Origin of the sequence: Thalassospira sp. TSL5-1 (assembly GCF_001907695.1) — a bacterium.
Classification (GTDB): domain Bacteria; phylum Pseudomonadota; class Alphaproteobacteria; order Rhodospirillales; family Thalassospiraceae; genus Thalassospira.
The window spans coordinates 1,004,990-1,019,500 of sequence record NZ_KV880638.1 but is presented as its reverse complement, the minus strand read 5'-3'; the positions used below and the strand labels follow the sequence as shown (position 1 = coordinate 1,019,500).

17 protein-coding genes are annotated in these 14,511 nt (G+C 56.0%); 12 read left to right on the top strand and 5 right to left on the bottom strand.

Annotated elements, in window-relative coordinates; genetic code table 11:
• The first annotated feature begins 12 nt into the window (after nucleotides 1–12).
• Both LF95_RS14170 and LF95_RS14165 read left to right on the top strand, forming a co-directional pair.
• Nucleotides 13–468: a DUF3788 domain-containing protein gene (locus LF95_RS14170; protein ID WP_073955687.1), complete on the top strand. Its 456-nt coding sequence runs from the start codon at nucleotides 13–15 to the stop codon at nucleotides 466–468.
• 111 nt (nucleotides 469–579) lie between these two features.
• Nucleotides 580–1,359: a GNAT family N-acetyltransferase gene (locus tag LF95_RS14165; RefSeq protein WP_073955686.1), complete on the top strand. Its 780-nt coding sequence runs from the start codon at nucleotides 580–582 to the stop codon at nucleotides 1,357–1,359.
• A 213-nt stretch (nucleotides 1,360–1,572) separates the two neighbouring features.
• Here LF95_RS14165 and LF95_RS14160 read toward each other — a convergent pair whose 3' ends face one another.
• A complete protein-coding gene (locus LF95_RS14160) occupies nucleotides 1,573–2,100 on the bottom strand; it encodes a TetR/AcrR family transcriptional regulator (protein WP_073955685.1) in 528 nt (175 codons plus the stop codon).
• Nucleotides 2,101–2,185: 85 nt separating this feature from the next.
• Here LF95_RS14160 and LF95_RS14155 point away from each other — a divergent pair, with 85 nt between their 5' ends.
• On the top strand, nucleotides 2,186–2,515 hold the full coding sequence (locus LF95_RS14155; RefSeq protein ID WP_073955684.1) for a DUF2834 domain-containing protein: 330 nt from the start codon (nucleotides 2,186–2,188) through the stop codon (nucleotides 2,513–2,515).
• Between the two features lie 91 nt (nucleotides 2,516–2,606).
• On the opposite strand, the gene LF95_RS14150 is transcribed toward LF95_RS14155, so the two are convergent.
• Nucleotides 2,607–3,629: an alpha/beta hydrolase family protein gene (locus LF95_RS14150; protein ID WP_083607690.1), complete on the bottom strand. Its 1,023-nt coding sequence runs from the start codon at nucleotides 3,627–3,629 to the stop codon at nucleotides 2,607–2,609.
• A 302-nt stretch (nucleotides 3,630–3,931) separates the two neighbouring features.
• Here LF95_RS14150 and LF95_RS14145 point away from each other — a divergent pair, with 302 nt between their 5' ends.
• Both LF95_RS14145 and LF95_RS14140 read left to right on the top strand, forming a co-directional pair.
• The gene (locus LF95_RS14145) at nucleotides 3,932–4,237 is read left to right on the top strand and encodes an antibiotic biosynthesis monooxygenase family protein (protein WP_073955683.1); all 306 of its coding nucleotides are present in this window, start codon (nucleotides 3,932–3,934) and stop codon (nucleotides 4,235–4,237) included.
• 7 nt (nucleotides 4,238–4,244) lie between these two features.
• Complete coding sequence (locus LF95_RS14140) at nucleotides 4,245–4,967, top strand: helix-turn-helix transcriptional regulator (protein WP_073955682.1); 723 nt, start codon at nucleotides 4,245–4,247, stop codon at nucleotides 4,965–4,967.
• A gap of 93 nt (nucleotides 4,968–5,060) precedes the next feature.
• On the opposite strand, the gene LF95_RS14135 is transcribed toward LF95_RS14140, so the two are convergent.
• Complete coding sequence (locus LF95_RS14135) at nucleotides 5,061–5,285, bottom strand: hypothetical protein (protein ID WP_073955681.1); 225 nt, start codon at nucleotides 5,283–5,285, stop codon at nucleotides 5,061–5,063.
• 286 nt (nucleotides 5,286–5,571) lie between these two features.
• Entirely contained in the window at nucleotides 5,572–7,095 is a 1,524-nt protein-coding gene (locus LF95_RS14130) for an MFS transporter (protein WP_073955680.1), read from the bottom strand.
• Nucleotides 7,096–7,181: 86 nt separating this feature from the next.
• On the opposite strand from LF95_RS14130, the gene LF95_RS14125 reads away from it, so the two are divergent.
• The 3 genes from LF95_RS14125 (at nucleotide 7,182) to LF95_RS14115 (ending at nucleotide 10,692) form a co-directional block, all read left to right on the top strand.
• The gene (locus tag LF95_RS14125) at nucleotides 7,182–7,724 is read left to right on the top strand and encodes a TetR/AcrR family transcriptional regulator (protein ID WP_073955679.1); all 543 of its coding nucleotides are present in this window, start codon (nucleotides 7,182–7,184) and stop codon (nucleotides 7,722–7,724) included.
• Between the two features lie 169 nt (nucleotides 7,725–7,893).
• On the top strand, nucleotides 7,894–9,591 hold the full coding sequence (locus LF95_RS14120) for a dihydroxyacetone kinase family protein (protein WP_073955678.1): 1,698 nt from the start codon (nucleotides 7,894–7,896) through the stop codon (nucleotides 9,589–9,591).
• A gap of 153 nt (nucleotides 9,592–9,744) precedes the next feature.
• A complete protein-coding gene (locus LF95_RS14115) occupies nucleotides 9,745–10,692 on the top strand; it encodes a D-2-hydroxyacid dehydrogenase family protein (protein WP_073955677.1) in 948 nt (315 codons plus the stop codon).
• A gap of 504 nt (nucleotides 10,693–11,196) precedes the next feature.
• On the opposite strand, the gene LF95_RS14110 is transcribed toward LF95_RS14115, so the two are convergent.
• Nucleotides 11,197–11,409 (bottom strand): hypothetical protein, encoded by a 213-nt coding sequence (locus LF95_RS14110; protein ID WP_143182045.1) that lies wholly within the window; start codon nucleotides 11,407–11,409, stop codon nucleotides 11,197–11,199.
• Here LF95_RS14110 and LF95_RS23645 point away from each other — a divergent pair.
• From LF95_RS23645 to LF95_RS14095, 4 genes are read left to right on the top strand one after another with little or no spacing between them, the layout of a single operon-like run.
• On the top strand, nucleotides 11,408–11,542 hold the full coding sequence (locus LF95_RS23645) for a hypothetical protein (protein ID WP_256359958.1): 135 nt from the start codon (nucleotides 11,408–11,410) through the stop codon (nucleotides 11,540–11,542). The genes LF95_RS14110 and LF95_RS23645 overlap by 2 nt on opposite strands.
• Nucleotides 11,539–13,038 (top strand): tripartite tricarboxylate transporter permease, encoded by a 1,500-nt coding sequence (locus LF95_RS14105; protein ID WP_073955675.1) that lies wholly within the window; start codon nucleotides 11,539–11,541, stop codon nucleotides 13,036–13,038. The genes LF95_RS23645 and LF95_RS14105 overlap by 4 nt, the downstream gene beginning before the upstream one ends.
• A 25-nt stretch (nucleotides 13,039–13,063) precedes the next feature.
• A complete protein-coding gene (locus LF95_RS14100) occupies nucleotides 13,064–14,026 on the top strand; it encodes a Bug family tripartite tricarboxylate transporter substrate binding protein (protein ID WP_073955674.1) in 963 nt (320 codons plus the stop codon).
• A 51-nt stretch (nucleotides 14,027–14,077) separates the two neighbouring features.
• Nucleotides 14,078–14,506 carry a tripartite tricarboxylate transporter TctB family protein gene (locus tag LF95_RS14095; protein ID WP_073955673.1) on the top strand — a complete coding sequence of 143 codons (429 nt, stop codon included), beginning with the start codon at nucleotides 14,078–14,080 and terminating at the stop codon, nucleotides 14,504–14,506.
• Nucleotides 14,507–14,511: the final 5 nt, after the last annotated feature.

The following is a 14,511-nucleotide window of genomic DNA, read 5'->3' as shown; positions in this document are numbered from 1 at the left end:
AGGGATTGCAGCATGGAATATTCGCCCCAGGCCGGAAGCCGGATCATCGACAAATCAGCACCGCCAGACGATACAGCTATCCGCGACTGGATCGGGCCGGACGCGTTCAAGCAGTGGGTCGCGTTGCGGGATTGGATTGAGGTAGCATATCCCGGCGTTTTCACTCCCGATTGGATTTATGGCGGCAAGAAGCACGGCTGGTCCCTGCGCTACAAGAAATCCAAGGCGTTCTGTACGTTCCTGCCCGAATACCATGCCTTCTCTGCCGTAGTCGTGTTGGGAGGGGCGGAGCAAGAGAAGGTCAAGGCGCGACGCGATAGCCTGAGTCCGCGCTTCATGGCGCTTTATGATAAGGCGGAGACATATCGAGATGGCAAGTGGCTGAAGATCGGCATCTCGTCGGCAGATGAACTAAAGGACGTTACCGAGATTTTGACGCTCAAGCGCCCTCGCAAGGCTGGCACCTGATCAAAACGAAGGTTCGTTAGGCAAAGCGCGTGCTTCCTTGATCTGTATCACGGCCACGAAACGCAATTCGCTTCCTACTGGAGGTGAAGAATCCCCACAAAGGCAACCGGCATGTCGATCATTACCCTTACTCCGGAAACTTTGCTGGGCGAGCATATTTGCTGCGCGATCTCGGACAAGAAATGCGCTGCAGGATATGCGGCCAAGAAGCAATGGCTTTCCGATCAGTATCCGCAAGGCTATCGGTTCAGTCGTCTGGATGAGCGTGGCAAGGTGTTCATCGAATATGGTCCGGGCGAACAGGCATGGATGCCTGTTGTGGCATCGGGCTGGATGGTCATGGGCTGCTTCTGGGTATCAGGCCGGTTCAAGAGGCAAGGTCACGGCAAGGCACTCCTCCAGACCGCTCTTGACGACGTCAGAAAGCACGGTCGCGCTGGTTTGGTTGCGCTCGCTGGCACCAGGAAGATGCCTTTTCAAAGTGATGGAGCCTGGTTGCGACGGCAGGGATTCCGGGAAGTTGATGTGCTCGACAGCGGCTTTTCCCTGCTTGCACTCGAGGCGGGCGAGGTCGGCTTGTCAGAACTTCCACGGTTTGCCGAGAGTGCCAAGAACGGTCTCGGACCGAACGCGCACGGACTGACGGTATATTATTCGAACCGCTGCCCATTCACCGAATTCCATGTGGAAATCGCGCTGAAAGAGACCTGTGAAAAGCGGAACCTTTCCCCGACCATCATCAAGCTGGACAGCCTTGCTTCCGCGCAGGCAGCGCCTACTCCTGCCACGATTTTCAGCCTTTTCATGGACGGTCGGTTCGTGACGACGGATCTGAGCGTATGTATGGACAGTCGCTTCGACATGATTGTCGCAAAGGCGATGAAACCGTAAAACGACTCAAAAAACAAGTATCGACCGCTTGGCCCTCATCGTCGGCGCTTTACAGCGATGTGAGGAAAGGCTCAGACCATTCAGAAATGACCAAGACCGCTGATGAACGGTCGATTAAACCGAACAAATTTCTCCTTTTGGCAACCAAGAAGATTCAGACAGGGGCCGACAGCCTTACGTCCGCACGATTATCGTGATCGTCGCTGTCATCGCCTAGCAACCGGACCCGCGATTGATGGCATCGCTCACGTCCTGGCGACCAGCGACATCCATGATGATACATCCCTCGATAAAAACAAGCGCACGCGGGGCACCCGCATGACCTTGCGGGTGACGCCTGGCAAGCCATTCAAGGAAAATGCCGACAATCGTGCCGGCGGCCTTTTGATGGGGGCCACTTCCCTGCGCGGCTGCCGAGACAATATCGAACCAAACGCGGGAATACGCCGCAAAGGCTTCAGACCTCATAACAGCAAGCACGTTTTCAATTAGTTCCTGCTCCGTCTCGTAACAAAGCGGCGGCAAGGCTTGGTCAAGTTGCATTGCCATGCCTTCTGCCAGAAACTGCAGCAGTTCGACAATCAATCCATCTTTGCTGCCGAAATGGTAAATAAGCATTCGGTCCGATGTGCCAGCGGATGCAGCCATTGGCCGAAGACTGGCCGAATTAAGCCCATATTCCAACACATGAGCAGCCAAAGCGGAGAGCAGAGCGTTCTTGTCAAATGGCTTCCGGGACATACGAACCTCTTGTAGCATTTGCTACACATGCGATAATGTAGCGTCCGCTACAATAATCCATAGCCCTCGAGGAAAGACAAGAAAAATGAGGACGTTCTATCTGACCATGTGTGTGATCGGAACGGTCGTGCCATGGGTGTTTTTCGGGTTCTTTTTCGCCGCGAACGGGCCTGATCTGGCATATTTCATGACCAGCCTGTTTGCCAATGGCGCTGTCGGCGGCTTTTCATCCGACATCATGATATCAATCGGTGTATTTTGGATCTGGTCGTTCCTCGACGCCCGTACGCTCGGGCTCAGGAAATGGTGGCTCGTATTGCCCGCAGGTGCGGGTGTCGGACTGTCGCTGGCGCTCCCATTGTACCTATTCTTACGCTCCGGTGCTGATCAGGTTCAGGTACGAGCGCAAAAATAATGCCAGGCACTGTAATCCAGTGACCCGGCATAATATGTTGCTGATCGCTTGAATAACCAGACACGCTTGATCGCATTAACCACCGGTTCTTTTATCCTGTTGCAGGTCCGCCGCGCGCCGTAATCCAAGCACTGATCGTATCAATAACACCCGGCGTCCAGGCATGGCGACCTTCAAGAAGAAATCTTAATGTCACATACCAGGGCCATTGAGTAATAAGTTGCGCGTTGTATGGCACTGATTTTAACAGGCCATGTGTGGCATCTGGTACGATAATGATACGATTTGCCGCGTTATTGGATAGGACGGTTTCACGATAGATCGCGGCATCATGCCAGGCATCAACATTCAGATCATCCGCCCCCCACAGGGCCAGCAAGGGCACATTAAATCCGCGCAGATCTTTTGTCGCATCCGCATGACGGTTCTTTCGGATGAAAGCCCAGCGATCTGACGTCAGGTCAGGTGGAAGATCCGCACTCTCGACCTGTGGATTTGCAAACAAACGATCATCCCTGCGCGATAACCGCACCACCTCGCGCTTGCGCTCCGCCGCAGGCATCCCTGCCAGTCGAAGCCGCGTATCGGTATAATAATCGCCCTGCTGTTGCCAGGAAACAGCACCGCCAATGAGAACCGCGAAATCCGCATCGCGATGCGAGAGCTTTGGTATCACCCACCCCGCCTGTGAAAACCCCATTGCGCCAACAGGTATATGCGTGAAATGCCCCTTAAGTGTCACCAGTGCCGTGCGCACGACATCAGCCCGGTCCTCCATCGATTGCGCAAGCCAGTTCCCCTGCGACGCACCAATGCCGGGTTTGTCCCAGGAGGCAACGGCAATACCGGCATCGAGCAAGCTATTGACCAGCGGCGCGTAACCTCCCTGCGAGGTTCTATCCTGCGGGCCATCGCCATGCACCAGAACCAGTGCCGCCAACGGGGGCCGATCCGGCAGCCACAATGTCCCTGCCAAATGCAGGCCATTGGCGCTAAAAGAAAAATCCTCGTGGCGGCGTCCATCCAGGTCGAGGTCCTGTAATCGCCAAAGCAGCAAAGATGCCACAATAACGACCACAAGAAATATAACGAACAGGATGTGTCTGATACGCACCTTACACCGCCCTTATCAACCGCACGCCTTTATAGTGCGGCTAGCATTAATAGCGATCCCCCGCCCCCGTTCAATGGGGAAAATGGCCCCTGTTTCTGAGGCTAAAAGGCGTTGCGCGGCACAACCTGTTTAACAGCAGGCAGCAGAACTTCAAAACAACGCCTCTGTTTGAAACCGTGTTTTCTCCGTCATCCGCGTCTCAAGCGCGCTACATCTGGACCCGTCATCCCAACTGACATATTCTGTCAGTTGGGATGACGTAATGATGCTCGACCGCTTGGCAAGACAAACAGGAGTATCCAATGTCGAAGAATGTCATCGAAACCGTCACCTTCAAGCTCAATAACGGTGTTCGCCGCGAAGATTTTATTGCCGCTGCCAGGGGAATGAGTTCCTGGATCAAGACCCGTCCGGGCTTTATATGCCGTCGTCTTTCCTGCACCGAAGATGGCACATGGATCGAGCATGTTCAGTGGGAAAACATGGATGCGGCAAAAACCGCCGCCGCCGAAATCGGCACCGCCCCGGAGAACACCGCTTTCCTCTCTGCCATTAACGGACCAACTATCCAGCTCACGCATTCCGAGCTGGAAGTGGCCCTTAACTGACAAAATCATGCGGCGTAGCGAGCGACTTGCGGAAATTGTCGAGATCGTCCGGGACGGACGGCTCCACCTTGCCCGTGACATCGCCGATGCGCTTGGCGTTTCCATCCGCACCGTCTATCGGGACATCGACACGCTGGTTGCCTCTGGCGTCCCGATAGACGGAGAGCGCGGTGTAGGCTATTTGCTGCGCGAACCGGTCTTTCTTCCGCCCATCGCCCTGTCATTTACCGAGCTTGAGGCCCTTAGCCTGGGTATGGCCATTGTGCAGGAGGCCGCCGATAACGAACTGCAAACCGCGGCGGCTTCGGTCATGAAAAAAGTCGGTGAACATGCGTCAAACCGCCGTCAGGCGCCCAAGTCCTGGGGGTTTGGTGTTTATGCGTTCGAGCGCGCACAAACGGGATTCAAACATATGCCGCTGATCCGTCGTGCTATTCGGGAAGGACTCAAACTTCAGATCGACTATCGATCTTTGGATGAGCGAGCCTCCAAACGTGTGATCCGCCCTTTGCAAATCGAATATTGGGGGCAGGTCTGGACATGCTCTGCCTGGTGCGAAATGCGCAACGGATTCCGGGCATTTCGGATTGACCGAATGCAGAACTGCCAACCGACCGGAAAGAGCTTCCGGCCCGAAATTGGTAAAACGCTTGAGGATTACCTGAAACAGGTTGCGGAACAAATGGCGCGGGAGACGAACCGCGCCCAGTTCACTATAAAAGAGCATTGATCCGCGTTATCGACCATCTCTGAACAATCAATCACAGGCGGCCTTTGCTCACCTGAACCCCTGCGGGGCCGTCTGCATGATGACGCCCGCCCCTCAGTAGCTCATATCCAAACCAAACCAGCGAACAAGGAAGAAGGTGACAACGCCGACAACCACTGCCGCCAGCAAGAAAAGCGCGGTCATTTTGGTGATCGAACGCAGGAGGGCTTTGCGATCTCCCTTTTTTCCCTGATCGTAATGCCATTTGATGGCAAAAAACATTGCCACGCAAAGCGCAACAACCTTGAACGTACCAAAAGCGATCGGGACCCAATCCATATTTTAATAACTCTCATATTCATAAGCTACGCGCGTTATGCCCCTATCCCGGCCAAACGCATACTTTTGATTCTGCAATGCAGATATGTAACAGCAGGTGCTGGCATGCCCGCATCTATCCACAAGCCCAGGAAGCGCCGCTTTGTATCCGCTGGTGCCGAAAAATAAATGCGCAATATCAATCACGCGGTCATTTGAAAAATTGAACGGCGGGTTTTGCGGCCTAAAGCCCATTACCCTTCCCGCGTGCTCGCTAAAATCAGGCCTTTGCTGCCTATGGTACAGTTTATCCGTGCGGCTCCGTAGACCGGTTGCGATACCCGGCCAGGGTGAAGAACACCACGACCGCGAGTGCCGCAATCACCGTTGCTGCCGTTGTCAGAAGGGCTGCGTGCGTTTGGCTAAAGGCGGCTTTGCCCGCGGCAATCAAGGCCTCACCCCGTTCCCCCTGAAGGTCGCGGGCGACAATATAAACATTCCCGATGGAACGGGAGGCCTGCTCCCCCAAAGCCTGAGGCAGACGGGCGGGCAATTCGATGGCGTGGCTGAACACACTGGACATAAAAACACCAAACAGCGTGATGCCAAGCCCTGTGCCCAGTTCATACCCCGTCGCCTCCAGCGAACCCGCAGCCGCCCCCTTGCTGGCATCAATGGACCCCATGATGGCAATAGAGGAGGCCGTCAGCCCGATGCTGAGTGTCAGCCCGAGAATGGCAAGCGCACATGGCACGAGAATACCCGGGTCATGAAAATCGCTTTGCGCCAGAAATGCCAAGGCCCCGGCCGAAATTAAAAGGGAGAATGTCGCGACCAGCCGCAAGCCAAACCGATTGGACAAATAGCCCGCAACCGGGCCACCCACAGCGGCGGCGGCCATAATCGGAATCATAAAGATGCCCGCCTGCAACGGCGTTTTATCGAGCACATATTGCAGTTCCTGGGCCAAAGTCAGCTCGACACCGGCCAGCGCGCCCGATGCAACAATTGCCATAATCAACCCTGCGACAATCGCCGGATGAGACAGGAGCGAGAGATCCAGCATCGGTTCGGAGGCGCGCAATTGTTTGCGCACGAACAAGGCTAAAACAACAATGCCAAAAACGATGGTGCAAACGATAACCGGCAAAGGCTGCTTGTCGCCAAACCCGGCCTTGATGCCATAAACGACCGATATCATGCCAACGATCAGCATCAAGGCCTGGCCGATGGCCCATTTGCCCGTCATGGTCTGCTCAACACGCGGCAGCAGAACATAACAGGCAGGCGCAACCACCAGCATCACCGGCACATTGATGAGAAATACCGAGCCCCACCAGAAATGTTCCAGCAAAGCCCCGCCAATCAGCGGACCGACCGCAGCCCCTGCGGCCCCCACCATCCCCCAAAGGCCCAGCGCCATCGCACGTTCGTCGTCATCTTCAAAGGTTTTGCGAATAAGGCCCAGCACACACGGCATAATCATCGAACCGCCCAGCGCCAAAAGCACGCGCGCGGCAATCAGCATAGCGGGGCTTTGCGCCAAAGCAGCCCATGCCGACGCCAGCCCAAAGGTAACAAGACCAATGATCAGGACTTTGCGGTTGCCAACCCTATCCGCCAGCGTCCCCATCGGCACCAAAAGCCCCGCCATCAACAACGGGTATATATCAATAATCCACAGAACTTCGGTGCCCGAGGCATTAAGCGACTGCGTCAGCGTGGGCACGGCAACATGCAGGATCGTCATGTCCAGCACGACCGGCAGGAAAGCCAGCATGACAGCAATAAGAGAAAGCCAGCGATTGGGCGAAGCAGCAACGGACGACATCAATTCACCTTTGATTGGACAGCGCCCCTTGATATAAATACATACGTATGGATTTCAATGATTTTCTGTGAGGAAGGAGCACCCAATTGGGCAGAAAACCAACGATCACGCGTGAAGGGCTGCTTGAAATTGCCGAAAGGATCGTTCGCAATGACGGGGCGGCAGGCCTGACCATTGATGCCCTGGCAAAGGCCGCCGATATTTCGAAAGGGGGCGTTCAATATTCATTCTCGTCAAAAGATGACCTGATCCGCGCGCTGATCGAACGATGGACGCAGGGGTTCAACGACCTGCTCGGCGACATCGACGACCTTCCGCCTGCCGATCTTGTACGAAAATATATCAAGGTCATGCGCTGTTCCCAGGCCGCCTTGAATGCCAAGATGGCCGGACTGATGATTGCCTATATCCAGAACCCGCAGAACATTGTCGAAACCCGCCAGTGGTACCGCTCCATGTTCAAATGCCTGAGCGGCGAAACCAGCGATGCACAGGCTGCCCGGGTCGCCCTGCTCGCCGTCGAGGGGCTTTTTCTCCTGAGGATTGTTGGCATAGATGAAGAAGGGGAATGGTTTGATTTCCTCGACGATGTCGAAATTGTCTTCGAGCGCCTGCTGGCAAAAAATTAAATCACCCGTAATAACCATCGCTTCGCGCAAAAACGCCCGGGATTTATAGCCTGTCAGCGCAGATTGATCGTTGCCCTATTGCATCGATGATGGCGAAGATGCGCAACACGCCCTAAGTTGGTCACAAGACCACTTTAAACAGAAAATCCCAACAGGCAGGTGAGATATCATGTCCAAGAAACTGATCAATAATCCGAAGAATGTTGTGCGCGAGATGCTTGAAGGGGTGGTGGACAGCACCGAGGGGCTGGCCTTGCTGGCCCATGCCAATGTGGTGTTACAAGCTGACCTGCCGGAACCTGACAAACGCCCGGTTGCCATCCTGTCGGGCGGGGGCAGCGGGCACGAACCGGCCCATGCCGGATATGTCGGCAAGGGCATGTTAAGTGCGGCTGTTGCCGGTGATGTTTTTACCTCCCCCTCGACCGATGCGGTTTTACATGCCATTCGCGCCTGTGCCGGGCCTGCCGGGGCGGTTTTGGTGGTTAAAAACTATACCGGCGACCGACTTAATTTTGGCCTGGCCGCCGAACTGGCGCAGACCGAGGGCATTCCGGTTGAGATTGTTGTGGTGGCCGATGACGTTTCGCTGCATCAAACCGTCAGCGAGGAGCGCCGCCGGGGCATTGCCGGGACCGTGCTGATCCATAAAATCGCCGGGGCAGCGGCCGCTGCGGGCAAGCCCCTTGCCGAAGTTGCCGACATTGCCCGCAAGGCCGCAGGTGCGCTTGGTTCAATGGGGGTTGCGCTGGGGGCCTGCACCCTGCCCGGTGCCAAGGAAGCCGGTTTTTCGCTTGATAAAGACGAAATTGAACTGGGTCTTGGCATTCACGGCGAAAAAGGTGTTGAACGCCGCAAAATCGCATCGGCGGACGAACTATGCGAAACCATCCTGAAAACCATTATCAAGGATCGCAAGATTGCCAAGTCAGACCGGGTGGCCCTGCTGGTGAATGGGTTGGGGGCAACATCCGCACTCGAACTTGCGATTATGGCGCGCGGGGCGATTAACTATTTACGTGCCAATGATATCACCGTGGAGCGGGTGTGGTGTGGCACATTGCTGAGCGCACTTGATATGCCGGGCTGTTCGCTCTCGCTTTTGAAACTTGATGATGAACGGGCAGAGCTTCTTGATGCCAAAACATCCGCCAGCGCCTGGCCCGGCGCGGGGCGTGTCAGCCAAAAACGCCAGGAAATCGCCGATCCCAAAGGCAGCAGTGATGAGATCGATTATCCCGAGGCTGGGCCGCTGGCAGAACAGATTAAAACCATCGCCCATGCCGTTGCCAATAAACTGAAGGCCGAAGAACCCCACCTGACTGATCTGGATACCAAGGCCGGGGATGGCGATTTGGGTGCCAGCCTGGAACGCGGGGCAGAGGCCATACTGGATTTGCCAACCAAAGCCTGGGCCACACCGGCCACCGCCCTGATTGCCACCGGCAACGCGCTGCGCAAGGCAATTGCGGGCAGTTCCGGCCCGTTTTACGCCAATGCCCTGATCCGCGCCGGGCGGCATTTGCAGGACGAAGCCACCCCCACCGCCGCCCAATGGGCCGATGCCTTTGAAACGGGCGCAAATGCCATTGCCGAACTGGGGGGTGCGAAGGAAGGCGACCGCACCATGCTTGATGCGCTGTTGCCCGCCGCAAAGGCCTTTAACGCGGCGGCAAAGGCAAACAAACCCGCCAAGGAAGCCTGGCAGGCGGCCTGCGATGCCGCCCGCAAGGGGGCGGAAAGCACAGCTGAAATGACACCGGAACTGGGCCGGGCGAGTTACCTTGGTGATCGCGCCGTTGGTGTGCCCGACGGCGGGGCGGTTGCGGTTGCCATCTGGATGCAGGAAATCGCCGATAACCTGTAATCGCGCAGGACATCACGGGCTCCGGCATTTTCTCAGTGCCGGAGCCCGCAAATATGAAATCGCAGATTGCAAAAAAGCGTGACAAAGGCGCGATTTCATCAGTTCATGGGAACAGGAACGTCCATCACAAAAAATCCATACAGCGGATCAGCCATGAAAATCGCCATTCTTGATGACTATCAGAACCTTGCCCTGCAATCGGCCGACTGGTCGGAACTGCAAAAGCAGGCGGAAATCAGTGTTTTTCACGACACAATCGGCAACGAGGATGATCTAGCGGCCCGTCTGGCCCCGTTTGATGTGTTGTGCATCATGCGCGAACGCACACCGCTTCCCGGATCGTTGCTGGATCGGCTCTCCAACCTGAAACTGATTGTCACCACCGGCAAGCGCAATGATGCCATTAATATGGCTGGGGCTGCCCGCAACAATATCACCGTGTGCGGCACGGAATCCCCCTCCACTGCCACGCCGGAACTGACCTTTGCCCTGATGCTGGGTCTGGCGCGCGGGATTGTGCCGGAAAATACCTCCATGAAGCAGGGGGGCTGGCAAATTGGCCTGGGGCAGGATCTGGCGGGGTCAACATTGGGTGTTATCGGGCTGGGGAGACTGGGCGGCAAGGTGGCACAAATCGCCCAGGCCTTTGACATGAAGGTTATTGCCTGGTCGGAAAACCTGACCGAGGCCCGCTGTGCCGACCTGGGTGTGACCTATGCCCGCAAGGATGATTTGCTTTCAAACAGTGATTTTATCACCATTCATCAGCGCCTGTCGGATCGCACGGCAAACCTGATCAGCGCGCGCGATTTCGCCAAAATGAAACCAACCGCCTTTTTGATCAACACATCGCGCGGGCCGATTGTGAATGTCCCCGACCTGATTAAAGCCGCCAATAATGGCACCATCGCCGGGGCGGGCATTGATGTGTATGATCAGGAACCGCTGCCTGCCGACCACCCGTTACGGGCGTGCAAAAACCTGCTACTGACCCCGCATCTGGGGTATGTTACCCGCCATACATGGCAGGTCTTTTATGGGCAAACGGTCGAGGCGGTTTTGGCCTGGCTGAATAACGCCCCCATCCGGGTGATCACATAACGCTGGGTAAGTTGACGGAGCATTCGCGAACCAAGAACAGGGGGCACGCCAAACGCGCATAGCCGAAGGCCTAGCCGCCTGTTATGTCTCGCGCGTCTTGCGGCACCCGTCATCGGGCTGTGAACAGGTATTTCCGCGCAAACGTGACCCGGGCCTCCTCCCGGCGGGTGCGTAACTGCTGCAGAAAGCCCGCTTCCCGCCTTGGCGATACACCGCAGACAGTTTGATATGCAGCCTTTACTGGCGCAAAAAAGATCAGGCAGAAGGTCGATCCCACCCCGACCTTCTGCCTTTTCTTTTGCAACTTCCCATCGGATACAGGTGCATTTCAAACCGGCGCACGCAATGAAAATGCAATGCCCCAATGCCACCCTTCCCGCACCATGCACGCGCAACCCCTTTAAAACAGGCCCTTTTATGCCTGCGGCGCCCGTAGCAGAACGGCGACAAAAGAAAATTTCTTAGAATTTTCTTATACCAATCACCACACATTCTATTAGCAGTTTAGACGCCATTGAGGCAAACCAGACCTATAAACAAACCAAAAAACGGCAGTAAACAAGCGATATCAAGGGGTGTATCGTCGCTGCTATCACAGCGGCACGACCATTCACCGCCACCAGAAAATTGCAAATCGCTGCCAAACGGAAACGAAAAACTTATGCCCACCGCCATCATTTGCACCGGGTATGGGTTGCCAATCAGGAACAAGGTCATGACCGAATTCGCCGTCACCGGCATGAATGTTTCGGCGCCTGCGGTCGCGCCCCACAAAATGCCCCACCAACAGGCCCTGTCTTCGCGCCACTTCGCCTGCCCTGCCGCCCCCAAATGCCGGAGCCATTCATGACCAGCCTTATGGATGCCTTTGCTGTCATTTTCAGTTTTTCCGGCCTGGCCTGCCTGATTGCTGGCACACTGGTGGGGGTTGTCGTTGGGGCTTTGCCCGGCCTTGGTCCATCTATCGGCATTACCCTGCTGATCCCGTTTACCTACAACATGCCGCCGGAACTAAGCATGTTATTGCTGGTTGCCCTATATATGGCGGCGGAATATGGCGGGTCGGTCAGCGCGATTTTGCTGTCAACACCGGGCACGGCGGCAGCCGCCGCCACCGCAATTGACGGTTACGCCATGACCCGCAAGGGTGAAGCCAACCAGGCCCTGGCCGTATCCCTTAACGCCTCCTGTGTTGGTGGTCTGGTCGGGGCCTTTGCCCTTTTGGTGCTGGCAAAACCGCTGGCATCGGTGGCGCTGGAATTTGGCCCGGCGGCCTATTTTTCCGTCGGTTTATTTGGCCTCACATCCGTTGCCTCGCTTTCCAGCGGGTCGCTGGTAAAAGGCCTGATTGCCGGGGCCTTTGGGCTGGCCATTGCCACGATTGGCATTGATCCAATATCTGGCGTGCCCCGCTTTACCTTTGGTGTGCCCGAACTGTTTGAAGGCATCCCGTTCCTGACCGCCCTGATTGGCCTGTTTGCGGTATCGGAAGCCATCAGTCTGGCCGAAGGCGGCAAATCCCAGGCGCACAGCATAACGCCGAAGGTACAGTTTGCCCTATTGTCGCTGGCACAGTGGCGCAAGCTGGGCAGCACCATTGTCTCGGGTTCCGTTATTGGGACACTTCTGGGCATTCTGCCCGGTGTGGGTGGCAATATTGCCTGCTGGGTATCCTATGATTTTTCCCGGCGCCGGTCCAAAACCCCTGATGAATTTGGCAAAGGCGCGCCCGAAGGTGTTGCCGCCCCTGAATCGGCCAACAATGCCACCGTTGGCGGGGCCATGATCCCGCTGATGGCACTGGGTGTGCCAGGATCACCGACCACAGCGGTCCTTGTTGGTGCACTGATCCTGCATGGTCTGCGTCCGGGGCCGGAGCTTTTTGCCAGCGAACCAGTATTGGTCAATACGGTGCTGTGGGGCCTTGCCATGACATCCATTGCCCTGTTTTTCGTCGGCTCGCTGTTGCTGCCGGTATGGGGCTGGGTCTTGCGCCTGTCCAATTCGGTCATTGCCGTCGGCATTGCCTGCATGGCGATGCTGGGTGCGTTTGCCCTGCGCAACCTGATGTTTGACGTCTATATGACCATCGGCTTTGGCATTTTGGGTTACATCCTCAAAAAATTCAAAATCCCGATGGCCCCGATCATTCTTTCAATGGTGCTGGGCTATCTGATCGAAACCAACTATCGCACCGCGCTTGTCACATCCCATGGCGATTACGCGATCTTTGTCACCTCGCCGCTCAGCCTGCTGTTTCTTGTGCTCAGTGCCATCAGCCTGCTGCTGCCCATTTGGGGCAAAATCAAATCACGGCGTCAGACAAACGCCAACCAGTCTGCCTAGAACAAAAAACCGGGAGGAAGAAAATATGTCTTCAAAATTGTCCAAGATACTCTCCACCGCCGTTTTTGGTGCCCTACTGGGCACCGCCAGCATCGCCAATGCCGCCGATTTCCCCGAACACCGGGTTAATCTGGTTGTCTGGGCCGGTGCAGGTGGCGCGCTTGATACCTATGGCCGCGAACTTTCCAAACTGCTGGATGAACAGGCAGGCTGGGAAACCAAGGTGGTCAACCGTCCGGGTGGCAGCGGGTCGGTCGGGATGTCCTATGTGCTGAACCAGCCTGCCGATGGCTATAACATTCTGGTCCATACCAGCACACTGACCTTTAGCATCGCGCGCAACCTGATGCCCTATAAGCTCGACGACCTGCGCTTTGTTCGCGCCATGCAGGGCGAACCCTCTGCCCTTGCCGTTCACAAGGATTCCAAGCTGAATTCGGCAATGGACTTTGTCAATGCGATGAAAAAAGACCCGAAGGGCCTTCGTGTTGGCGGTTATGGCACCGGCGGTTTCCACCAATATATGCTTTACCAGTTCATGCGCGCCGAGGATTTTGAAGCAGGCTGGATCCCCTATGATGCGTCGGGCAAGGTGGCGCTCGCCCTGATGGGGGATCACCTCGATGCCGCCATGATGACCCCTTCCAGCGGCCTGTCCCAGGTGGAAAGCGGCGATATTCGCCTTTTGGGCATTTCAACCGATGAACGCTCCAGCTACTTCCCCGATGTCCCGACCTTCAAGGAACAGGGTATTGACCTTGATGGCATGGTCTGGCGCGGTGTGTCGGTCAAAGCAGGTACGCCCGATGATATCGTTGCCAGCATCCAGGCAGCACTGGACAAGGTGCAGGCCAGCGATGAATGGAAAACCTTCATGAAGCAGCAAAAGCAGGAAGACCTTGCCATCAAGGACGGTGCTTTCCGTGATCTTGCCCAAAAGCAGCTTGATACCCAGTCCGCCTTCCTTAAAGAGGCCGGTTTTAACTAAGCATAGATCCGCGCTGCGGCCTTCGGGCCGCAGCCTAGCCACGGTGCTGTTATGACTCGATTTTATGAAATCCTCGTTGCCGCCGGTTTTCTGGTTTTCAATGCCGGTTATCTTTACCTGGCACTTGCATTGCCCAAAAGCCCCCTGCCCGATGACGTTGGTCCGGCACAATTGCCCGTGGCAATTGCCCTGTTCGGGCTGGTCCTGACTGTGCTGTATCTGGTTCAGGCCTGCCGTCGAACGGATGCGAAAAAGGGTAGCATTTCACCGGTACTTCTCGCCTTTATCGGGCTTGTTGTACTGGCTTCCATCCTTTCGCCCCTCATTGGCATGGCGCTGACACTGGCCCTTTTTGCCGCAATTGGCGTGGTCCTGCTCGATGGTTTTACCGCCTGGCGCACAGCGCTTATCACCGGGGTCTGCGTTTTCGTCATCGGCTTTTTCGGCTTTAGCTGGCTTCTGGACCTGCCCCTGCCCTAACCAGC